This window comes from Streptomyces sp. NPDC037290, assembly GCF_055603245.1.
Map to the genome: position 1 here is coordinate 306,824 of NZ_JBVJVZ010000004.1, position 20,852 is coordinate 327,675.

Genomic DNA, 20,852 nt, shown 5'->3' on the forward strand with positions numbered 1-20,852 from the left:
GGAGGCGTCAGTTCAGGCCGGGCAGGGCCCGCTCCAGGATCGCGTCGAGGCCCGCCCCGGTGGGCAGTGTGCCGAACGCGTGCCCCCAGTCGCCGCCCAGCCGGCTCGCGCAGAAGGCGTCCGCGACCGGGTGGGGGGCGTACCGGACCAGCAGGGAGGCCTGCAGGGCGAGCGCCATGCGCTCGACCAGCCGGCGGGCGCCCACCTGGTCCGTTTCGGCCAACTGGTCCCTGAGCGCCGCCACGGTCGCGTCCAGCCGCGCGTCCGCCCCGCGCGCCAGGGCCAGTTCGGCGAACAGGGACTCGGCGGTGTCCGGTTCCCGGCCCAGGGCGCGCAGCACGTCGAGCGCGTTGACGTTGCCCGAGCCCTCCCAGATCGACAGCAGCGGTGCCTCCCGGTAGTGCCGGGGCATGCCGGAGTCCTCGACGTAGCCGTTGCCGCCCAGGCACTCCAGCGCCTCCGCGGTGAACGCCGGGCCCCGCTTGGTCACCCAGTACTTGCCGATGGCGGTGGCGATCCGCCGGAAGCCGCGCTCGCCGGCGTCCCCGCGCACCGCGCGGTCGGCCGCGCCGGCCAGCCGCAGCGTGAGCGTCGTCGCCGCCTCCGACTCCAGCGCCAGATCGGCCAGGACGTTCCGCATCAGCGGCTGGTCGAGCAGCCGGGCGCCGAACGCGCTGCGGTGCCGGGCGTGGTGGCCGGCCTCCACCAGCGTCTTGCGCATGAGGGTCGCCGAGGACATCACACAGTCCAGCCGGGTGCAGTTGACCATCTCGATGATGGTCTTCACGCCCCGGCCCTCCGGCCCCACCAGCCAGGCCACCGTCCGGTCGAACTCCGGCTCGGAGGAGGCGTTGGACCGGTTGCCCAGCTTGTCCTTCAGGCGCTGGATGCGGAACGTGTTGCGGCTGCCGTCCGGCAGCACGCGGGGTACGAGGAAGCAGGACAGCCCGCCCGGGGCCTGTGCCAGCACGAGGAAGACGTCGCACATGGGCGCCGACGTGAACCACTTGTGCCCGCGCAGCGTGTACACGCCCGGCTCGCCGGTGGGGGTCGCCGTGGTGGTGTTGGTCCGGACGTCCGAGCCGCCCTGCTTCTCGGTCATGCCCATCCCGGCGAGCAGTCCGGGCTTCTCGGTGGGCACGCGCAGCACAGGGTCGTACTCCCGGCTGGTGAGCAGCGGTTCGTAGACCTTGGCCAGATCGGGCTGGGCGCGCAGCGCGGGCACGGCGGCGTACGTCATCGACGTCGGGCAGCCGTGTCCGGCCTCCGTGTGTCCCCACACCAGTCCGCCCGCGGTGCGCGCCACATGGGCGCCGGGCCGCCCGTCCGCCCAGGGGGCGCCGGCCAGGCCCTCGGCGACCGCCGTGCGCATCAGGTGGTGCCAGCTGGGGTGGAAATCGACCTCGTCGACGCGGTGGCCGTAGCGGTCATGGGTGCGCAGGACCGGCTCGTACCGGTTCGCCAGCTCCCCCCACTCCTGCGCCTCCGCGCTCCCGGCGCGCGCCCCCAGCCGCCGGATGCCGTCCTCGGCCCACCCGGCGCCCTCCCGGCGCAGCCCCTCCAGGAGGGCCGGGTCGTCGGAGGCGTCGTAGGGAGCGAGGGGCGGGGCCTGGTTGGTGACGTCGTGCGTGCCGTGCGTCGGCTGGGGCTGCGGTCGCGGCTGTGAAGGCGACTGCGCGGGAATCGAGACCATGGAAGCATGTTGCACTCTTCCTGCGATTGTAGCAATGATGCAACAAGGAGGTCGCACGTACAGTACGTGCCCATGCGCATGAACGTCCCGACCGAGCCCGAGGGGGCAGCCCTGCGGCCGTTGTCCGCGCGGTCGGTCGTGCTGAGCCTGCTGCTCGGCGCCCATCCGGCGGAGCTGCCGGTGAAGGACCTGGTCCGGCTGGTCGAGCCGTTCGGCGTCGGCGGCTCCACCCTGCGGGCCGCGCTGAGCCGGATGGCGACCGCGGGGGACCTGCGCCGCACCGACGCCGTCTACCGGCTCAGCGACCGGCTGCTCGCGCGCCAGCGGCGCCAGGACGAGGCGCTGCGGCCCGGCACGCGCGCGTGGGACGGCGACTGGGAGATGGTCGTCATCACGGCAACCGGCCGCGGACCCGCCGAACGCGCCGAGCTTCGCGCCCGGTTGACCGCCCTGCGGCTGGCCGAACTCCGCGAGGGCGTGTGGCTGCGCCCGGCCAACCTCGACCGCGGCCTGCCGGACGCGCTGCACTCCGTGGCCCGGACCTACACCGCGCGACCCGACGAGCCCCCGCAGGACCTGGTCGACCGGCTCTGGCCGCTGGACGCCTGGGCCGCCGGCGCACGCACGCTGCTCGCCCGCACGGCGGCCGCCCGCAACCCGGCGGACCGCCTCACCGCCTACGCCGCGGCCGTGCGCCACCTGCTCACCGACCCCGTCCTGCCGCCCGGCCTCCTGCCCGCCGACTGGCCGGGGGAGGCCCTGCGCACGGCCTACGCCGGCTACCAGCGGGAGTTGGCCGCGTCGCTGGGGCCGGGGGAGCGTGCCGCATGACGGCGGTGCCCCTGCAACGGTTCCTCCGGGCCCGGTTCGAGGAGGAGGAGCGGGTGGCCCGCGACGCGATCGCCGGTGCGCCGGGCGCGGTGTGGGGCGTCATGGCCGACCACATCGAGCAGGTGCTCACCTCCCGGGACCGCGGGACCACGCACACGCCACTGGTGCAGTTCGGCGCAGAGGACCCGGTGCTGCTGCTGACCCATGTGGCGCGTCACGATCCCGCGCGCGTCCTGCGGAACGCCGAGGCCGGACGGGCACTCCTCGCGGAGCACCTGCCGGCGGCGGACGGCCGCTGCCCCACCTGTGCCGTGGCCGCCGGACAGGGCCGGCGACCGGCCCCGTGCGCCACGCTCCGTCTGCTCGCCCTGCCGTTCGCCGGTCATCCCGACTACGACGAGACGTGGCGCCCGGACTCCGGTGGCGTTCCCCCCACACCACCCGCCGGCACCGCCCTGGACGACGACCCGGCCGGGGATCCGAAGCCCCCGGCAGCGCGTGAACGCCCGGATCCGGCCGCCGGGACATGGGGCGCCCGGGCGGCGCGGGTGGCGCGGGCACGGTCCGGGGGGTTCCCTGTAAGGAGTGGGCTCCCCGGGCGGAAACGGGGGATGACCAGCGCCGTGGCGGGCACTCGGTGGGGCACGCAAGGCGAACTCACCCGAGGAGAGTCATGGCTGAGCAGAAGTCGTCGTCGGCCCTCACGGCGCCCTGGCGCGGCGCGTCCTCGGTCCTGCGCAGGGTGCCGGGCGCCGGGATGGTGAGCAGGGCCGCCGAGGAGACGTTGGACAAGGTCGGCGCGGTGTCCCCCCGCGGCCGGCGCCTCGCGGTGTACGCCGGGGCCGGAGTGCTCGGCGCCGCGGGCGTGGTGGAGTGGCCCGTGGCCCTCACGGGCGCAGCCGTGGCCTGGCTCACCCAGCCGCGGCCCGCACACCCGGCCGAGAACGCGAGCGGGGCCTGGCGGAGCACCGACCCCGCCCATGACCTCGGCACCGCGGCCCTGAGGTCCGGCCACGGCCCCGGCCCGCGAACGGCCGGCGCGAGCGCGATGGCACCGCCGGGGGCGGGGAGCCGGGCCGGCTCGGGCGCGGCGGTCTCCGGCGGGGGCGGTACGGCGGCGGCCGGAGGCGGTGGGGATTCGAGCGGGGCCGGCGCCGCAGCCGTCGGTCGTGCCGGGACCTCCGCGGGCGATCGGGCATCCGGCAGCGCTCGGACCCATGGAGACGGCGGCTCGGCCGGCGGCGCCCGGACTTCCCGCGGCTCCCGGACCTCAGCGGGTGATCGGACGTTCCCCGGCGATCGGACATCCGGCAGCAGCCGGACACACGGAAGCGGCAGGTCGGCCGGTGGCGCCCGGATCCCGCGCGGTGCCGAGGGCTCGGCGGCCAAGCCGTCCACCGGTCCGCTCGGTCCCACGGCGCGGCCCGACCGCACCACGCTCTGAGGAGGGCCATGGTGGTCGGACTGCTGACGGCGCCCTCAGCCGCCGCACGGCTGTTGCCCGCCGCACCACGGCTGCTCGCCCGGGCCGCCGCGCCGCTGGTCGGGGTGGCCGCCGGTGCCGCCGCGGGAACGGCGCGCGCCGGAGTGCGCGGCGCGGACGCCGCCGTACGGGTGGCACGGGTCGCCCGCAACGCCCTGCCCGGCGCCGGTGACCACTGGCGGGCGGGTGCCCGTGCCCACCTGGCCCTGCGGCCCGTGGACCAGGGACACGCGCGGCGCGCGGGCGGCACGGCACATCTGGCGCGCCGGGTGGCCGAGGCACTGGCCGAGCGGCCTGACGTGCTCGTCGCGTACTGGGACCAAGGGCTCGCGCGCCTGGTGGTGACGGCGACCGGTGAGGAGGCCACCGACCGGGTCGTGGAGCACGCCGCCGAACTGGCCGAGCGGCACGGACTGCTGCTGGCCGGCGAGGACGTCGAGGAGACCACGCATCCCGCCGACCCGGCCGGGGTGCGCGCCGCCGTGGCCGCGCTCGCCGCCGACGCGGTGGGCATCGGCGCGGCCCTCACCGCGTACGGGCTCCGGCTGCCGCCCTCCCCCCGCATGGTCACCGCGGTGGTGACGCTGCTGCGCGAGAACCCGCGCTTTCGCGCCTGGCTGCGCGCCCGGCTGGGCGACACGGGCATGGATCTCGTCCTGGCCTGTGCCAACGCCGCCGTCCACGGCGCCGGGCAGACCCCCACCTCGCTCGTGCTCGACGGCGCCCTGCGGGCCTGCCAGGTGGCCGAGACGGTGGCCCGCGCCGCCGCCTTCGACTCCGTCCACGACCAGTTGTGCGCGCCCGGCCGCCTCAGCCTCCCGGCGGACGGCGATGCGCAACGCCCGCCGCTGCGCGAGTCCCCGGCCCAGCAGTACGCCGCCCACGCCTCCGCGGGCAGCGTGCTGGGCGCCGCCGCCACCCTCCTGGTCAAGCACGACGGCGCCGAGGCGGCGGAGGCGGTGCTCGCCGGTTCGCCGAAGGCCGCCCGCTACGGCCCCGCCGCCTTCCACGCCGTCCTGAGCGCCGCGCTGGCCCGCACCGGCGTGCTGGTCCGCGCCCCGGACCGGCTGCGCGAGCTGGAGATGGCCGGCACGGTCGTGCTGCACCCCAGCGTCCTGCGCACCGACGAGGGCGAGGCCGACCCGTGGGCCGAACCGGTCCTGGACGCGGCCCGCCGGGCGGGCCTGCGGGTGGTCCTCGTGGACGACCCCGCCCTGGAGGACTTCACCGGCCTCGCCGACCAGGTGGTGGACGCGCGCCGGCCGCTGGACGACGTGGTGTACCAGGCGCGCGGCGACTCGGGCGCGGTGCTCGCCGTCGCCCGGGTGCGTTCCGCCGACGAGCACGACGTCCTGGCGGGGCTGCGCGCCGCCGACATCGCGCTCGCCCTCACCGACCACGACGGCGCCGTGGTCTGGGGCGCAGACATCCTGGCCCTGCACGGGCTGCCCGACGTGTGGCGGGTGCTCACCGCGATACCGGCCGCCCGTACGGTCGGCCGGCACGCCCAGACCCTGGCCCGCTCCGGCGCCGCGCTCTCCGGTCTGCTCGTGGCCGTCGGCGAGTCGGGCGGCGGTCACGGCCGCCTCGCCGCGCTGCCCGGCATGCGGCACGCCCCCGTCGACGTCGGCGCCGCGTCGGCCCTGCTCTCCGGGATCAGGGCCGCGCTCGGCGTGGCGTCGGCCCGGCCTCCGCACCCGCGTCCGCGCGTGCACTGGCACGAGCTGGATCCCGAGCAGGCCCGGGACCGGCTGGAGCACGAACCGGCCGCCGAGAGCGCCGAGTCCGAGGGGTTGGCCGCCCGCGTGCGCAGGGCCACCGCCGGTGTCGCCCGGCACCCGCTCGCCGCGCCCGTGCGCTGGTCGTACCGGCTCGGTGGTGCCGTGCGCGGCGAACTCCACGACCCGCTCACCCCGGTTCTCGCCGTCGGGTCGGCGGCGTCGGCGATCCTCGGCTCGGTCGTGGACGCCCTGCTGGTCGTCGGCGCCCTCGACCTGAACGCCCTGGTCGGCGGTATCCAGCGGCTGCGCGCCGAACGGGCGCTGTCCGGACTGGTCGCCGAGCAGCAGCAGAAGGCGCGCGTCGTGCCGCCAGAGGCGGAGGCACCGGCCGGAGGCACGCGCACCGTGGACGCGGGCAAGCTGCATCCGGGGGACGTGATCCAGCTGAAGGCCGACGACGTGGTGCCCGCCGACGGCCGGCTGCTGTGGCAGGACGGTCTGGAGGTCGACGAGTCGGCCCTGACCGGCGAGTCGCTCCCGGTGGAGAAGCAGACGGACCCGACCCCGCACGCACCGGTCGCCGACCGGCGCTGCATGGTCTTCGAGGGCACGACCGTGGTCGCGGGCGAGGCCCGGGCCGTCGTGGTCGACATCGGTGAGCGCACGGAGGCCGCCCGAGCCGTCCACCTCGCCGCCCGTACGCCCCCGGCCGGCGGCGTGCAGGCCCGGCTGCAGGAACTCACCCGCAAGGCCCTGCCGTTGACCCTGGCGGGCGGCGCCGCGGTCACCGGACTGGCGCTGCTGCGCGGCACTCCCATCCGGGAGGCGGTCAGCGGGGGTGTGGCGGTGGCCGTGGCGGCCGTACCGGAGGGGCTGCCGCTGGTGGCCACGGTCGCACAGCTGGCCGCGGCCCGGCGGCTGAGCCGCGGCGGCGTCCTCGTCCGCACCCCGCGCACCCTGGAGGCGCTGGGCCGCATGGACACCATCTGCTTCGACAAGACCGGCACGCTCACCGAGAACCAACTGCGCCTGGTGCGCACCTCCGACGCCGACGGCAACGTCCTCGCGGTCGACGACAGCGGGTCCGCCGGTACGGTCAGGGCCGCCGCACGTGCCTGCCCGCAGCTCAACGGCGACAGCGACCGTCCGGTGCACGCCACCGACGAGGCCGTACTGGCCGCGGCCGGTGACGACCCGGACTGGACGCAGCTCGCGGCACTCCCGTTCGAGGCGGCACGCGGATACGCCGCCGCCGTGGGCCACAGCGGGGACGGCCCGCCCGTCCTCGTGGTCAAGGGTGCCCCGGAGACCGTACTGCCCGCCTGCTCCGGTCTTCCTGAGCACGCCTCGGAGGCGGCCCACGCGCTGGCCGCGGACGGCCTCAGGGTGCTGGCGGTGGCCGAACGGCGGCTCGGGACGCGGGAAGAGGCGGCCGACGAACTCGAACAGCCGCTGCGCGAGCTGGAGTTCACCGGCCTGCTGGCGCTGTCCGACGTACCCCGCGAAACGTCCACGGCGCTGGTGGAGGGGCTGCACGAGGCGGGTGTACGACCGGTCATGCTCACCGGCGACCATCCGCAGACCGCCCGGGCCATCGCAGCCGATCTCGGCTGGCCCGAGGAGCCCGTCGTGGTCACCGGGGACGAGCTGGCGGCGGCGGACCGGGCGGCCAGGGCCCGGATGCTGCGCGACGCGGGGGTGGTGGCTCGGGTGGCACCCGAGCAGAAGCTCCAGGTGGTCGAGTCGCTGCGGGACGCGGGCCGGGTCGTCGGCATGGTCGGCGACGGCGCCAACGACGCCGCGGCCATCCGTGCGGCCGACATCGGCGTCGGCATCAGCGCGCGCGGCTCGGCGGCCGCGCGCAACGCCGCCGACATCGTCCTCACCGACGACGATCTGACGGTCCTGATCGACGCGGTCGGCGAGGGCCGGGCGCTGTGGCACAGCGTGGCCGACGCGATCGCCATCCTGATCGGCGGCAACGCGGGCGAGGTCGGGTTCGGCATCCTCGGCACGCTGCTGTCCGGCCGGGCGCCGCTGTCCACCCGGCAGATGCTCATGGTGAACCTCTTCACCGACCTGTTCCCGTCGATGGCGGTGGCGGTGACCGAGAAGGACGACGCGCCCGGCACCGTACGCACCCGCAGCGGATCGCCGGAGGACGCCTCCGCCGTGCTCGGCGCGCCCCTGCTGCGGCAGATCCGGCACCGCGCGCTCACCACCTGCCTGGGCGCACTGACGGCCTGGCTGATCGGCCGGTTCACCCCGGGCACCGTGCGCCGTTCCGGCACGATGGCGCTGTGCGGGGTGGTCGGTACCCAGCTCGTGCAGACATGGCTGGACCGGCGCGACAGCCGTCTGGTGCAGATCACCTGCCTGGGCTCGGCCGTGGCGCTGGTCGCGGCGGTACAGACCCCGGGCGTCAGCCACGCGGTCGGCTGCACCCCGCTCGGCCCGCTCGCCTGGGCCGGGGTCCTCGCGGCGATCGCCCTGGCCCTGGCGGGCCAGCGCGTACTGCCCCGCCTGGAGGAGACGGTCGGCCGACTGCTCCCGGGCTGAGCGCGGGGTGTGCCGGTGCGCCGACTGGTGCGGGGTCGGGCGCCGCATGCGCAGCCCTGCGGTGACCGCTGAGGGGTTCGCGCCACAGGTGAGCCTGCCTGCCGGCTGCTTGCGGGGGCCGGCGGTGGAGGGGCGGCCGACTGTGGCAGGGACCGGTCTGCTGCTGCGGGGTGTGCGGACCGGGCCCGCGGGGCCGGTCGGTCGGCTGTTGCGGGGATGCGGGGGCGAGGAACTGGTCGGTTTGCTGCCGCCTGGCAGCCGGGGTTGCAGCCGTGGGACCCCACTGTCGTCCCATAGCGGGCTTGCAGCCGATCGGCTTGCCGCCCCGTGGCACGGGCTGCAGCCGGCCAACGTGTCACCCCGCGGCGGGCCGCAGCCGACCGGCTTGTCGCGTCCCACGCCGGGAAAGGAGCCGACCGGCTTGCCGCCCCGCAGCCGACAAGCCTGCCGTGTTCAGACCGACCGGTGATACTGGTCGGGAACCCGGACCTCGCCGCCGAGTTCGCGGGCCGCGTGCCGGGCCCAGGACGGGTTGCGCAGCAGCTCGCGGCCCAGCAGTACGGCGTCCGCCTCGCCGTTCGTCACGATCTTCTCGGCCTGCTCGGCCTCGGTGATCAGGCCCACGGCCGCGACGCGCAGCGGGGTCTCGGCCTTCACCCGGGCGGCGAACGGCACCTGGTAGCCGGGGCCGGTCGGAATCGTCACCCCGGAGGCGTTGCCGCCGGTGGAGACGTCGAGCAGGTCGATGCCGTGGGCGTGCAGGTCATGGGCGAAGCGGACCGTGTCGTCCGGGGTCCAGCCGTTCTCCTCGAGCCAGTCGGTGGCGGAGATGCGGAAGAACAGCGGCTTGTCCTCGGGCCACACCGCGCGCACGGCGTCCACGACCTCTAGCGCGAACCGGGTGCGGTTCTCGTACGAGCCGCCGTAGGCGTCGGTGCGGTGGTTGGAGTGCGGGGACAGGAACTCGTTGATCAGGTAGCCGTGGGCGCCGTGGATCTCGGCGACCTGAAAGCCGGCGGCGAGCGCCCGGCGGGCCGCGGCGGCGAACTGGCCCACGATCTCGGTTATCTGGTGCACCGTCAGCTCGCTGGGCACCGGGTGGCGTTCGTCGAAGGGCACCGCGCTCGGGGCGACCGGCTGCCAGCCGTGCTCCCGCGGACCGACCGGCGCACCGCCCTTCCAGGGCCGGTCGGTCGACGCCTTGCGTCCACCGTGCGCGAGCTGGACCGCCGGCACCGTGCCCTGGGCGGCGAGGAAGCGGGTGATCCGGCGGAAGGCCTCCACCTGCGTGTCGTTCCACAGGCCGAGGTCGTACGGGGAGATCCGGCCCTCCGGCGCGACCGCGGTGGCCTCCACGACGACCAGGCCGGTGCCGCCCGTGGCACGCGCCGCGTAGTGCGCGAAGTGCCAGTCGTGCGGGGCGCCCGCGAGCGGGCCCTCCGGCTCGGCCGAATACTGGCACATCGGGGGCATCCACACCCGGTTCGGGATGGTCACTTCGCGCAGGGTGATGCTCTCGAAGAGCGCGCTCACGACAGACTCCGTTCGTCACGGCACCAATGACCGGCTCGTACGATAACCCTCGTACTACGAGGAGTGTCAAACTACGATGCCCCTCGTACAATGCTCACGGCCGAGGAGTTCCGCGACGAAGGGCAGCCGCCGTGACCGACACCCCCACCACCGGCCGTGCGCTGCCGCACCCGGAGCGGGCGGAGATCCGGCTGGAGTCCGTGCTGCACGCGCTGTCCGACCCGATGCGGCTGCAGATCGTGCGTGAACTGGCCGCCCAGGAAGCCGAGTTGACCTGCTCCCAGTTCGACCTGCCGGTGACCAAGTCCACCACGACCCACCACTTCAGGGTGCTGCGCGAGAGCGGGGTCGTCCGGCAGATCTACCGGGGCACCGCCAAGATGAACGGTCTGCGCCGGGACGATCTAGACGGGCTCTTCCCGGGCCTGCTCGACAGCCTCCTGGCCGCCGCCGACCGGCAGGCCGGCCGACTCGGCGAGCGCACCTGAACCCGCCTCACCGCGAAGGTGGTTGAAGAGCAGGTTCAGTACGATCGCGGACAGACAGCCCGCGCTGATCCCGCTGTTCATCACCGTCTGGAACCAGTCGGGGAACTTCTCGTAGACCGCAGGCACCCCCACCGGCAGCATGCCGATCGCCACCGACACGGCCACCACGGTCAGGTTGTCGTTGCCACGGAAGTCCACCCGTGCCAGCGTCCGCAGCCCGCTCGCCGCGACCGTCCCGAACATCACCAGACCCGCGCCGCCCAGCACCGGCGCCGGGATCGCCGCGACGACCGCGCCCAGCTTGGGCAGCAGACCGAGCAGCACCAGGATCCCGCCGGCCACGGCGACCACCCAGCGGCTGCGCACCCGGGTCATGCCGACCAGGCCCACGTTCTGCGCGTACGCCGTGTACGGGAAGGTGTTGAACACGCCGCCCAGCACGGTCGACAGGCCGTCCGCACGCAGCCCGTCGGACAGGGAACGCGGCTCGACCTTCCGCCCGGTCAGCTCGCCGACCGCGATCAGATCACCGGTCGTCTCGGTCATGGTGACAACGGCCACCACCAACATGGACACGATCGCGGACGCCTTGAACTGCGGCGCCCCGAAGTGGAACGGCGTGCTGACGCCCACCCAGTCGGCGTCCCCGACCCCGCTGAAGTCCGTGAAGTGGAAGGGCACGGCGACCGCGAGACCGACCGCGATGCCGATCAGTACGGCGACACGGCCGAGCGAGGCAGGACCGAACCGCTGCACGGCCAGCACCACCACCAGCACGAAGGCGGCCAGCGCCAGGTTCTTCGGCGCGCCGAAGTCCTTCGCGCCGGCGCCGCCCGCCGCCCAGTTGCCCGCGACCGGCAGCAGCGAGATCCCGATGATCAGGATCACCGTGCCGGTCACCAGGGGCGGGAAGAAGCGCAACAGCCTGCCGAAGACGGGAGCGAGCAGCATGATCGCGAGGCCGGCGACGATCACCGAGCCGTAGATCGCGGGCAGTCCGCCGCCCGTCGTCCCGATGAGCACCATCGGCGACACGGCCGCGAACGTACAGCCCTGCATGATCGGCAGCCGGACGCCGAACCGCCAGAAGCCGACACACTGGATCAGCGTGGCGATCCCGCACACCAGCAGATCGGCGGTGATCAGGTACGCCAGGTCCGCGGGGGACAGCCGCATCGCGCCGCCCACGATCAGCGGCACGGCGACGGCCCCGGCGTACATCGCGAGCACGTGCTGCAGCCCGAAGGCGGTCAGCTGCCGTGCCGGGGGGATCTCGTCGACGGGATGGACGTCAGCGGTCGTGGTCATGGGGACTCCGTGAGCGGCGGGGGGAGTGGCATCCGAACAGGACGAGACCGTAAGCGCCTTGAACAGTTTGTTGATTTCCGGTCTGTTGCCGGTGTGTGTCATGCCGCCGGGCGGACGGGCCGTGGCACTACGCCGAGCGGGCCGCCGTGAGCAGCGCGTCCCAGTCGGCCAGCTTGACCACGCTCCGCCCCAGCTGCGCGCCCAGCGCGGCCTCGGCCTGCTCGATCGCCAGCCACCCCGCCCAGGGCACGGGTTCCACCCCGGCCGCCCGCAGCGCCGTCACCGGGTCCTCCGGCAGCTGCCTGCCGAGCAGCGCGGGGGCGTCCGCGAGCAGGGACGCCGCCGTCTCCTTGGCGCAGGGCCGGTTGGTGCCGATGACACCCGTCGGGCCGCGCTTGATCCATCCGGCGACGTACTCACCGGGGGAGGGGACACCGTCGCGTACGACACGCCCCTGTGTGTTCGGCACCGTGCCGCTCGCCGGGTCGAACGGCAGCCCGTCCAGCGGAACCCCGCGATAGCCCACCGAGCGCAGCACCAACTGGGCGGGCACGTCCTCGAACCGGCCGGTGCCCGTCACCCCGCCCAGCCCGTCCGGAACCGTGCGCTCGAACCGCACGGCGCCCACCCGGCCCGCGTCCTCCAGCAGCTCCACGGGGCGCAGGAAGAACCGCAGCCCGATGCGCCGGGCGGCGGTGACCGGCGGCCGGGCGGCCCAGTCGCGCAGCACCTCCAGATTGCGGCGCTGTACGGCGGGCAGCGCGCCGGCGTCGACCGGATCCAGCGCCAGGTCCGCCGGCTCGACGGTGACCTCGGTACCGGGCAGCGCACCCAGCTCGCGCAGCTCCTTGGTGGTGAAGCGGGCCTGTGCGGGGCCGCGCCGGCCCACCATGTGCACGTCGGTGATGCCGCTCGCCGCCAGCGTGTCCAGCGCCGCCTGCGGGATGTCCGTCGGGCGCAGCTCCGCGGCACCCCGCACCAGCATCCGGGTCACGTCCACCGCGACGTTGCCCACGCCGATGACGACGGCCGACCGCGCCCCGCGCAGGAAGCCCGCGTCGGCCGCGTCCGGATGCGCGCTGTACCAGGCCACGAAGTCGGTCGCGGACCAGCTGCCCGGCAGCTCCTCGCCCGGGATCCCCAGCCGGCGGTCGGTGGCGGCGCCCACGCAGTACACCACCGCGTGGTACGCCTCCCGCAGCCGCTCCACCGGCAGCCCGCCGGGGCCGCCCACCCGGATGCCGCCGAGGAACCGCACCCGCTCGTGCTCCAGCACCGTCCTGAGGCTGCCCTGCAGGGACTTGATCTTCTCGTGGTCCGGGGCGACGCCGTAGCGGACCAGGCCGTAGGGGCACGGCAGCCGGTCCAGGACGTCCACGCACACTCCGGGGTCCCGCTGAACCAGGGTCTGGGCGGTGTAGCACCCGCTCGGCCCCGAACCGACGACGGCGACACGCAGCACAGCGGTACTCCTTGCCTCGAAGGAGGAGTGTGCGGACGGCTCCAGCATGGCACCCCCCGGCCCGTGGCGGCAGGGGCCGGCGGGGTGACCTCGACGCGTGTCCGTTCGTATGGAATGCGATCATGAGGTTACGTTGCGTGTGTGCTAGAAGCATCCTTTCTTGATCTTTCTGATCGGAATGCGAAGGACGGCGCGGTGTCCGTGTGGCCTGCGTGGAAGGTGCGGGAGCACGGTGGCGCCACCACGTCCTGGTACCACGTCCAGCTGGCGTTCCGTGACGGCGCCCGCGTCGACGCCCTTGCCGTCCTGCGCGACGGACGCGTGTCCATCGAGGACGTCAGCGCGCAGCCGGCCCTGTCCCTCGCCGACCTGACGGTGCTCGCGAACTGGATCGAGGGGCCGTTGTTCGCGTCGTGCGGTCTGGCGCCGGAGCGGCCGCACGAGGGCCAGGGCCAGGGACAGGGCGAGGGACAGGGACAGGGCGAGGGACAGGGACAGGGCGAGGGACAGGGACAGGGCGAGGGACAGGGACAGGGCGAGGGACAGGGACAGGGACAGGGCGACCGCGACTGGGACGGCGACCGACACCCGGAGGGGCGGCACGAGTTGGCGGCCGACGGCCGGGAGCACGGGCCGGTGGCCGACGGCCCGGATGACACGCTGGTGATCGACGGGGCGCTGCCCGAGCGGGTGGCCGCCCGCCCGGAGCGCGAACCGATGGCCGACCACCCGGTTCACGAGCCGATGCCGTACGGCACGGTTCACGAGCCGATGCCGTACGGCACGGTTCACGAGCCGGGAGGGGACAGCGCAGTTCACGAGCCGGGAGCGGACAGCGCAGTTCACGAGCCGTTGGTGTACGGCACGGTTCACAAGTCGGCACCGGACGGCGCTGTTCACAAGCCCCTGCTCGACGGCACCGTTCACAAGCCGGTGGCCGGCGGCCATGAGGAGAGTGGCGTGCTCTGGGTGGGGCCGCGCCGCGCCCGGCCCGGCTGGCCGCGGGGCGCCGAGGGCCGGCGGCTCGTCGCTCAGGAGTACCGCACCGCACAGGAGCGGGGCTCCGACCCGGTGCTCGCCGTGATGAGCGCGACCGGACACAGCCGTCGCCGCTCCCTGAGGCTGATCGCCCGGGCACGGGACGCGGGTTACCTGACGCCCCGTCATGCGCGCCGTCGCCACTGAAGTCAGCTGGCTGCCCGTCAGGGGCGGCTCGGGCGCTCCTCCGTGGCGAAGAACCGGGACAGGTCCTGATCCCGCGCCTCCCCGCGCGGCACGCTCTCCGGCGGCACTCCCGACTGCCAGTCGAGCCCGTACCGCTGGAACAGTTCGGCCCGCAGCACCGGCACGGGCATCGGCGCCCCCGGGATCAGCGCCGCGTACACCGCACCCATCAACAGGGACCGCAGCAGCGGATAGTCGCCGGCGACGTCCTCGGAGCCGTACCGGGCGACGGTGTCGCTGAGCAGCTCCGACAGCCGGCGCTGCTCCGGGCACTGGACAAAGCCCTCCGCCTGAAGCAGCCCCGCCATGTGCTGACGCATCAGCACCGGACGGTCGCGGGCCAGCCCCAGGATCGCGTCGATGGCCCGGGCGAGCCGTTCCCGGCCGTCCTCGGTGCGCGGTTCCCGCTCCAGCGCCTCCTCCAGCGTCCGGTGCATCAGCCGGTGCACGGCGGACTGCACCAGCCGGCGCTTGCCGGGGAAGTAGTACGACACAAGGCCGCGCGCCGATCCGGCCCGGTCGGCGATGTCACCCAGTGTGGTGGCCTCGTAGCCGCGCTCGTCGACCAGTTCCACCGCGGCCTGCAACAGACGCTCCCGGGAACGTCGTCGCAACTCTTCATTGACCGAGGCGCTGCGCGGGGACATCCTGTAACTCCTGCGTTGACTGGCTAGCAGCCAACTATACTCACCGCAGGGGGTATCGCCGTGCGCGGACCCTGTTCCGGGCTGCCGTCCGTCTGGGGCGACGCGGGGGATCGTCTCAGGCGGATGGCGCAGGAACCAGCCGTTTGTCGCCGACCGGTCGGTGGCTTCCGGGTCTCAGACCACCAGGTCCAGTACCGGCAGCAGTGCGTCGGGCCGCTCCGTCACCGGCAGGTGGTCGACGAGGTGCACCCGGCACCCGAGCGCGGCCGCGCCGCCGTCCGCCTCCTTGCTGTCGCCGACCATCAGCACCTGCCGCGGATCGGCGCCCAGTGCCGCACAGGCGACCGAGAACAGCCGCGCGTCCGGCTTCTGCACGCCGTGCTCGTACGACAGCACGTACGCGTCCACACAGGGGTCGAGCCCGTGCTCGCGGAACACCGGCCGCAGGTCCCAGCCGACGTTGCTGACCACGCCGACGCCGATCCCGCGCTCGCGCAGCGTGCGCAGCACCTCGGCGGCGTCCGGGTACGGGGCCCAGGCAGCGGGCGTCATGTGCCGTGCGTACAGCGCGTCGTGGAGTGCGGGGTCGGGCAGCGGCACCCGCCGGGACAGGCCCGTGTAGGCGGCCCGGTGCAGCGCCGCGCTCTCGTCCCGCACCGCCCAGACCTCGGCCAGATCCTCCGGCAGTCCCCTCGGCGAAGCGCCGCCCGCCAGCGCCCCGGCCTCCTCCAAGGCCCGCGCCGTCCGGAGCAGTTCGGGTTCGGGCAGGATGTGTCCCGTCTCGGCCAGCACCGCACGCAGCCAGGACTCGGTGGACTCGACGCGGAACAGCGTCCCGGAGAAGTCGAACAACACGGCAGTCATGCGCCCGACCCTAGGGCCTGTCGGCGGATCATGCGGGAGTCGCCGGCAGGAAGCCGTTGCCCGGAGCCGGCCCGATCCGCCGGACGGGCCCTAGCGGGGACCGCCGACACCCGTACCCCGGGCGTGGCGGCGCCGGGGCCACTCGAGCACCACCACGGCCAGGGCCACCGCCAAGGCCCCGAACAGCCAGCCGCCGAGCACGTCCGAGGGCCAGTGGACGCCCAGCCACACCCGGGTGACGCCCACACCCAGCACCGAGACCACGGCCGCCGCCACGGCCGTACGCCACAGGGCGCGGCCCGCGCCGAAGCGGTGCAGCAGCCACAGCAGCAGTCCGCAGACCACGGTGGCCGTCATGGCGTGCCCGGAGGGGAAGGCCCCGTAGTGGGCGGAGTCGACCGGGTCCGGCCACACCGGACGCGGCCGGCCGACGGCGTCCTTGACCGTCTGCTGCACGAACGCCGCCACGGTCACGGTGGCCGCCAGCCACAGCGCCGTCCACCAGGAGTGCCGCCACACCAGCCACACCACGGCCGCCGCGCACACCAGACGCATGGTCAGCGGATCCCAGACCCAGTCCGTCAGCACCCGGAAGACGTGCGTGAGAGCGCGGTCGCGGACCGCCCGGTGATGGGTCGTACGGGAGATGGCGCCGTCCAGATCGAGCAGCGGATGCCAGTCGATCACGACCAGGGCCGACAGCAGGGCGCAGCACACACCGAGGGCGGCTGCGAGGAGGGCGGCGGTGCGCAGGGTGTGTCGGCGGGGCGGGGTCGCGGTGGGGCTGGGGTGCATGCCGCGATCCTTGTCGATCGGGCGGCCATGTCGCCATCGACCGGCCGATCGCACGGCGTACCGTGCCGCCGGACTCAGCCGAGCGCCCGCAGACCCGGAACCAGGGCCACCAGCACCGGGATCGCCGGCACCAGCGCCGCCACCGCCGTCAGGCGCAGCCGGCGCAGGGCCGGGAGCCGGTCCGGGGGAGTGAGCAGTCGGTCCACACGCTGGGGCACATGGGCCTGCGGGGTGGGGCAGGGCCCGAACACGCCCCGCTCCTCGTTGAGTTCGACCAGTGCCAACGCGGTCGTCAGCCGGCCGAACCGCCGGGAGGCCATGTCGTCGGCGGCCAGTTCGACCAGGCGGTGCATCTCGTCGCGGAACGCGGCGAACACCGGAACCTGCGGGAAGCCGCCCGCCAGCGCCGCCGAGCAGTGCAGCAGCCAGTCGTGGCGGGCCTGGGCGTGGCCCTGCTCATGGGCCAGGAGCGCGTCCAGCTGACGCCCTTTCAGGCGGCGCAGCGCGGCTGTCGTGATGACCAGCCGGGGTGCCGCACCGGGCAGCCACCAGGCGTCGGGCCGCTCGCCCTCCAGCACCACCAGCCGGCCGCTCGCCGGTTCCTCGCCCGGCAACAGCGGAGCTCGCACGAGGAGTTCGGCCCGCCCCGCGCGCCGCCGGGTCCGGGCCCGTGCGACCTCGCGGACCAGCATCGTGAGGCTCCACAGGCCGCCGGCGGCGAGCAGTACGGCGGTGGGCGCCGCCCACGGGCCGGCCGTGCCGAGGGCGTAGGCGTCCACGACCGTGTGCGGCGCCCGGGCGAACACATGGCCGCGTACCGCCTGCCAGGCGGCCGACGCGCTCAGGGTCATCGACAGCAGACAGCACAGCAGGACGGCCGCCACGACGCACTGCCACACCCAGAGGGCGACGACCGGTTCACGGTCCGGCCAGTCGGCCCGGGCGAGCAGCCGCGGGGCGACGACGGCGGTCAGGGCGCCGAGCAGCAGCAGGGTCACGGGGACCATCATGGTCAGCACCCTATGAGCGCGGAGCCGCTCACGGGTACGGTCCGCGCCACCGAAGTGACGCAGGCAACGCACGCGCTCGCGCCACCGTGACGAGCGGCATCGACCACGCCCTGTGCGGCGCGCTCACAACGTGAGCAGCATGGCCACCATCCCGATCCCCATGGACAGCCGGCAGGCCCGCGCCAGCTCCGGCCGGTCGCCCCAGCCGGCCGGGCCGCCGCCGGCGCCGGCCACCGCGACGGCGGCCGGCACCAGACGGGCGCCGGCGAGCAGTACGTACCCCGTGAAGTACGCGAGGAGCGCCCCGGTCAGCAACGGCACCCCGGTGTCGCCGTGCGCATGGTGCGCGCCGGGCGGGGCCACGGCCATCGTCACCGACATGTAGACCATCGCGGCCGCACCCACCAGGTGGTGCAGATGGTGCGGGGCGGCGCGCGCGGCCCACAGCGCACGCAGCGCCGCCGCGCCGAACACCGCCGCGTACAACGGCCACGCCCACCTCGGCGGCGTGAACGCCGCGGCCGGTACGGCCATCACGGCCATGCCGAAGCCCATGAGCGCCTCGCCGCCCGCGGCCCGGCGCTGCTCCTCGACACCGCTGCGCATCCGCAGCAGGCAGTAGGCGCCGGTCGCGGCGCACAGTGCGACCAGCAGCCACGCTGCCGGCACCGGTCCGTGCACGCGCACCTCCCCGCTCGTCGGTCGGTCGAGGAATGCGATGCCCGCGCCACGCGGAGCGCACGCAAGCGCAAGGGTGTACACGGGGAGCACGCGGCGTAGCACGCCAGGTGAGCGCGCCCCCTGGGGAAGGGGCACGAAGGGCCCGGCGAAGGAATTTCACGAGTAAAACACATGTTAAGTTGATGGTATGAGCAGTGCGACCCGTCCTCGACTTCCCCTCGCCGGAGTGCTCCGCCTCGGGCGGCCCTCCGACATCTGGTTCAAGCCCGCGCTGAGCGTGGTCGCCGCGGTCGCCCCGCCCAACCTGGTCCTGCTGGCGCTCGGCCGCCTCGACCTCGCGATGTACACGATGGCCGGGTCGCTGTGCGCCCTCTACGGCCACAACCGGCCCTACTCCGCCCGCGCCCGGGTCCTCGCCTGGGTGGTGCTCGGCATGGTCGCAGGTCTGGCCGTCTCCCTGCTCGCCGCGTCGCTCACCGCCGACCCCGTCGTCCTGGTCACCGTCGGCGCCGTCATGGCGGCCGTCCAGAAGACCGCATGCGACGCCACCCGGCTCGGACCCCCCGCGCACGTGGTCCTGACCTTCATCAGCTCCGCCTCGCTGTTCGCACCCCAGACCCTCGGCCAGGTGCCGGGACACGTGGGGCTGGCCCTGGCGGCCGGCGCCTGGGCCTGGCTGGTCGGCATGGCGCCCGGACTGCTGCGCCCGTACGGCCCGGAGCGGCGCGCCACCGCCCAGGCGCTGCGCACCGCCGCCGGATACGCCGACACGCGCGGCACCGCCGAGGGTCACGCCCGGGCCCGTGCCGCGGCCGCCGCCGCGATCCACGCCGCCTGGCAGTCGCTGCTCGCCGCCGGCGCCCGGCCCGACCGCACCCGGCGCGCCCTCGAACGGCTCCTCGTCCGCGCCGAGGTCGCCCTCGCCGCCCCCGCCGACACCGACCCCGCACGGCTGCGTGCCTGGGCCCGCGCGCTGCGCGGCACCGGCCGCATCCCGCGCGTCCACTCCCCGCGCGAGGCCGCCGACGAACTCCTCGGAGTGGAGACCGAACTCGCTCATCCGCGACGGCCGTTGCGTCACCGCCTGGCCCCTCTCGCCCCGATCGCCGCACGCACCGCGATCGGCTGCGCCCTCGCCGGGTACGCCTCGCTGGCGCTCGGGGTCGGCCGCCCCTACTGGGCGCTGGTCACCGCCGCCTCCCTCTACCAGGCCAACGTCACCCTCACCTGGAGCCGCGGCATCCAGCGCGTCGTCGGCAACGTCGTCGGGGTCCTCCTGTTCGCCGTACTCGCCCCGCTGGCCCACCTCCACCCGGCCGCCCTGGTGCTGTGCACCCTGGCCCTCAACTTCGGTGCCGAGGCGCTCATCGGCCGCAACTACTGGCTCGGCAGCGTCTGTGTGACCCCGATGGCCCTGCTCATCACCGAGTTCACCCGCGCCCAGAACCCGGCCGAGCTGATGACCGAGCGGGTCGCGGACACCGCCGTCGGCGCGCTGGTCGGCTTCGTCGCGGCCGTCGCCGTCACCAACCGGCGCGCAGGCGACCGGCTCGAAAACGCGCTGACCGCCGCGGAACGCGCCCGCGAGAACGCCGCCCGGCTGCTGGCCGAGCCGCACCCCGCCCCCCGCGCCCTGGAGTCCGCCCGGCGCACCCTCGCCGCCGCCCTCGTCGACCTGCGCGCCACGGCCGACGCCGCGTACGGCGAGTGGTGGCAGCGCGCCCTGCCCGAGGAGCGGGTCGTGCTCGCCGAGCAGTCCGGACACCGTACGCTCGCGGCGACGGTACGACGCCAGGGGTTCGCACCGCGGACCCAGGACCAGGACCAGGGCCAGGCGCACCAGCCCCAGGGCCAGAACCCCGGCCAGAACCCGGACAGGACGACGGAGGACATACGGCCATGAGGGCGACGAACGGCGGACGCACGCCGGCGAAGGACACGGCCGGCACGGACCCCGGTCCCGACATGGACGCCGCCGCCGGCACGGACATCGGCAGCGGCACGGACAGCGCCCCCGGCGCGGGCACCGGCACCACCGGCCGCCGTGACACCGTGTCCGCCGTCGTCCGGCAATGGCAGGCCGTACACCCCGAGCTGGACACCGGGCCCATGGAGGTCATCGGCCGGATCAACCGCTGTGCCGCGCTGCTCCAGCAGGCGGAGGACGCGCCGTTGCGCCGGGCCGGGCTCAGTCGTCCCGAGTTCGACCTGCTGGGGGCGCTGCGCCGCACCGGCCACGAGCTGACGCCCGGGGAACTGGCCCGTGAGACCTTCTCCTCCGGGGCCGCCGTCACCAAGCGGCTCAAGCAGCTGACCGAACGCGGTCTCGTCGAGCGGCGCGGTGACAGCCGCGACCGCCGCGTCGCCCACCTCCGCCTCACCGACACCGGACGCGACCTGGTCGACGGCATCCTCCCGGAGCAACTCCACTACGAAACGGCCGTGTTGTCGGTGCTGGCTCCAGAAGGTCAGGGCGAACTCGCGGGCCTGCTGGCCGAGTTGCTGAGCCACTTGGAGGGCCACATGGGCGCACTGCGCGCCTAGGGTCTGTCC

Annotated in this window: 16 protein-coding genes and 2 pseudogenes; 9 read left to right on the forward strand and 9 right to left on the reverse strand. The window is 74.7% G+C overall.

Annotation, left to right across the window (positions count from 1 at the left end):
• Window positions 1-7 precede the first annotated feature (7 nt).
• Entirely contained in the window at window positions 8-1,693 is a 1,686-nt protein-coding gene (locus tag ACZ7HQ_RS16370; RefSeq protein ID WP_470989818.1) for an acyl-CoA dehydrogenase family protein, read from the reverse strand.
• Window positions 1,694-1,765: 72 nt separating this feature from the next.
• Between ACZ7HQ_RS16370 and ACZ7HQ_RS16375 the strand changes: the two genes are divergently transcribed.
• From ACZ7HQ_RS16375 to ACZ7HQ_RS16390, 4 genes are read left to right on the forward strand one after another with little or no spacing between them, the layout of a single operon-like run.
• Window positions 1,766-2,524, forward strand: coding sequence for a PaaX family transcriptional regulator C-terminal domain-containing protein (locus ACZ7HQ_RS16375; RefSeq protein ID WP_470989820.1), 759 nt, complete (start codon window positions 1,766-1,768; stop codon window positions 2,522-2,524).
• A complete protein-coding gene (locus ACZ7HQ_RS16380) occupies window positions 2,521-3,288 on the forward strand; it encodes a DUF6221 family protein (RefSeq protein WP_470989822.1) in 768 nt (255 codons plus the stop codon). Before ACZ7HQ_RS16375 ends, ACZ7HQ_RS16380 begins: the two co-directional genes overlap by 4 nt.
• Entirely contained in the window at window positions 3,198-3,968 is a 771-nt protein-coding gene (locus ACZ7HQ_RS16385; protein WP_470989825.1) for a hypothetical protein, read from the forward strand. Before ACZ7HQ_RS16380 ends, ACZ7HQ_RS16385 begins: the two co-directional genes overlap by 91 nt.
• A gap of 8 nt (window positions 3,969-3,976) precedes the next feature.
• Complete coding sequence (locus ACZ7HQ_RS16390; protein ID WP_470989827.1) at window positions 3,977-8,287, forward strand: HAD-IC family P-type ATPase; 4,311 nt, start codon at window positions 3,977-3,979, stop codon at window positions 8,285-8,287.
• A 453-nt stretch (window positions 8,288-8,740) separates the two neighbouring features.
• On the opposite strand, the gene ACZ7HQ_RS16395 is transcribed toward ACZ7HQ_RS16390, so the two are convergent.
• Entirely contained in the window at window positions 8,741-9,820 is a 1,080-nt protein-coding gene (locus tag ACZ7HQ_RS16395) for an NADH:flavin oxidoreductase/NADH oxidase (RefSeq protein ID WP_470989829.1), read from the reverse strand.
• Between the two features lie 131 nt (window positions 9,821-9,951).
• Between ACZ7HQ_RS16395 and ACZ7HQ_RS16400 the strand changes: the two genes are divergently transcribed.
• Entirely contained in the window at window positions 9,952-10,308 is a 357-nt protein-coding gene (locus ACZ7HQ_RS16400) for an ArsR/SmtB family transcription factor (protein ID WP_470989831.1), read from the forward strand.
• On the opposite strand, the gene ACZ7HQ_RS16405 is transcribed toward ACZ7HQ_RS16400, so the two are convergent.
• Window positions 10,225-11,616: a nucleobase:cation symporter-2 family protein gene (locus tag ACZ7HQ_RS16405; protein ID WP_470989833.1), complete on the reverse strand. Its 1,392-nt coding sequence runs from the start codon at window positions 11,614-11,616 to the stop codon at window positions 10,225-10,227. The genes ACZ7HQ_RS16400 and ACZ7HQ_RS16405 overlap by 84 nt on opposite strands.
• Window positions 11,617-11,743: 127 nt before the next feature.
• The gene (locus ACZ7HQ_RS16410; protein WP_470989835.1) at window positions 11,744-13,078 is read right to left on the reverse strand and encodes an FAD-dependent oxidoreductase; all 1,335 of its coding nucleotides are present in this window, start codon (window positions 13,076-13,078) and stop codon (window positions 11,744-11,746) included.
• A gap of 201 nt (window positions 13,079-13,279) precedes the next feature.
• Between ACZ7HQ_RS16410 and ACZ7HQ_RS16415 the strand changes: the two are divergent.
• Together ACZ7HQ_RS16415 and ACZ7HQ_RS16420 are read left to right on the forward strand one after the other, a co-directional pair.
• Window positions 13,280-13,507 (forward strand): annotated as a pseudogene (locus tag ACZ7HQ_RS16415) (DUF6214 family protein); the annotation flags it as partial.
• A 474-nt stretch (window positions 13,508-13,981) separates the two neighbouring features.
• Window positions 13,982-14,263, forward strand: a pseudogene (locus tag ACZ7HQ_RS16420) (DUF6214 family protein); the annotation flags it as partial.
• A gap of 17 nt (window positions 14,264-14,280) precedes the next feature.
• Here ACZ7HQ_RS16420 and ACZ7HQ_RS16425 read toward each other — a convergent pair.
• From ACZ7HQ_RS16425 to ACZ7HQ_RS16445, 5 genes are all read right to left on the reverse strand, one after another.
• Complete coding sequence (locus tag ACZ7HQ_RS16425; RefSeq protein WP_470989838.1) at window positions 14,281-14,949, reverse strand: TetR/AcrR family transcriptional regulator; 669 nt, start codon at window positions 14,947-14,949, stop codon at window positions 14,281-14,283.
• Between the two features lie 174 nt (window positions 14,950-15,123).
• Window positions 15,124-15,813 (reverse strand): HAD family hydrolase, encoded by a 690-nt coding sequence (locus tag ACZ7HQ_RS16430; protein WP_470989842.1) that lies wholly within the window; start codon window positions 15,811-15,813, stop codon window positions 15,124-15,126.
• A gap of 90 nt (window positions 15,814-15,903) precedes the next feature.
• Complete coding sequence (locus ACZ7HQ_RS16435; RefSeq protein ID WP_470989844.1) at window positions 15,904-16,608, reverse strand: phosphatase PAP2 family protein; 705 nt, start codon at window positions 16,606-16,608, stop codon at window positions 15,904-15,906.
• Between the two features lie 74 nt (window positions 16,609-16,682).
• Complete coding sequence (locus ACZ7HQ_RS16440) at window positions 16,683-17,618, reverse strand: M56 family metallopeptidase (RefSeq protein ID WP_470989847.1); 936 nt, start codon at window positions 17,616-17,618, stop codon at window positions 16,683-16,685.
• A gap of 123 nt (window positions 17,619-17,741) precedes the next feature.
• Window positions 17,742-18,299, reverse strand: coding sequence for a DUF5134 domain-containing protein (locus tag ACZ7HQ_RS16445; protein ID WP_470989850.1), 558 nt, complete (start codon window positions 18,297-18,299; stop codon window positions 17,742-17,744).
• A 187-nt stretch (window positions 18,300-18,486) separates the two neighbouring features.
• Between ACZ7HQ_RS16445 and ACZ7HQ_RS16450 the strand changes: the two genes are divergently transcribed.
• Window positions 18,487-20,202: an FUSC family protein gene (locus ACZ7HQ_RS16450; protein ID WP_470989853.1), complete on the forward strand. Its 1,716-nt coding sequence runs from the start codon at window positions 18,487-18,489 to the stop codon at window positions 20,200-20,202.
• Window positions 20,199-20,843: a MarR family winged helix-turn-helix transcriptional regulator gene (locus ACZ7HQ_RS16455; protein WP_470989856.1), complete on the forward strand. Its 645-nt coding sequence runs from the start codon at window positions 20,199-20,201 to the stop codon at window positions 20,841-20,843. The genes ACZ7HQ_RS16450 and ACZ7HQ_RS16455 overlap by 4 nt, the downstream gene beginning before the upstream one ends.
• The last annotated feature ends 9 nt before the right edge of the window (window positions 20,844-20,852 follow it).

Excerpts from the sequence above, each read along its gene's own strand:
- ACZ7HQ_RS16370 (WP_470989818.1), bottom strand. The coding sequence starts at position 1,693 with ATGGTCTCGATTCCCGCGCAGTCGCCTTCACAGCCGCGACCGCAGCCC.
- ACZ7HQ_RS16375 (WP_470989820.1), top strand. The coding sequence starts at position 1,766 with ATGCGCATGAACGTCCCGACCGAGCCCGAGGGGGCAGCCCTGCGGCCG.
- ACZ7HQ_RS16380 (WP_470989822.1), top strand. The coding sequence starts at position 2,521 with ATGACGGCGGTGCCCCTGCAACGGTTCCTCCGGGCCCGGTTCGAGGAG.
- ACZ7HQ_RS16385 (WP_470989825.1), top strand. The coding sequence starts at position 3,198 with ATGGCTGAGCAGAAGTCGTCGTCGGCCCTCACGGCGCCCTGGCGCGGC.
- ACZ7HQ_RS16390 (WP_470989827.1), top strand. The coding sequence starts at position 3,977 with ATGGTGGTCGGACTGCTGACGGCGCCCTCAGCCGCCGCACGGCTGTTG.
- ACZ7HQ_RS16405 (WP_470989833.1), bottom strand. The coding sequence starts at position 11,616 with ATGACCACGACCGCTGACGTCCATCCCGTCGACGAGATCCCCCCGGCA.
- ACZ7HQ_RS16425 (WP_470989838.1), bottom strand. The coding sequence starts at position 14,949 with ATGTCCCCGCGCAGCGCCTCGGTCAATGAAGAGTTGCGACGACGTTCC.
- ACZ7HQ_RS16430 (WP_470989842.1), bottom strand. The coding sequence starts at position 15,813 with ATGACTGCCGTGTTGTTCGACTTCTCCGGGACGCTGTTCCGCGTCGAG.
- ACZ7HQ_RS16435 (WP_470989844.1), bottom strand. The coding sequence starts at position 16,608 with ATGCACCCCAGCCCCACCGCGACCCCGCCCCGCCGACACACCCTGCGC.
- ACZ7HQ_RS16440 (WP_470989847.1), bottom strand. The coding sequence starts at position 17,618 with ATGATGGTCCCCGTGACCCTGCTGCTGCTCGGCGCCCTGACCGCCGTC.
- ACZ7HQ_RS16450 (WP_470989853.1), top strand. The coding sequence starts at position 18,487 with ATGAGCAGTGCGACCCGTCCTCGACTTCCCCTCGCCGGAGTGCTCCGC.
- ACZ7HQ_RS16455 (WP_470989856.1), top strand. The coding sequence starts at position 20,199 with ATGAGGGCGACGAACGGCGGACGCACGCCGGCGAAGGACACGGCCGGC.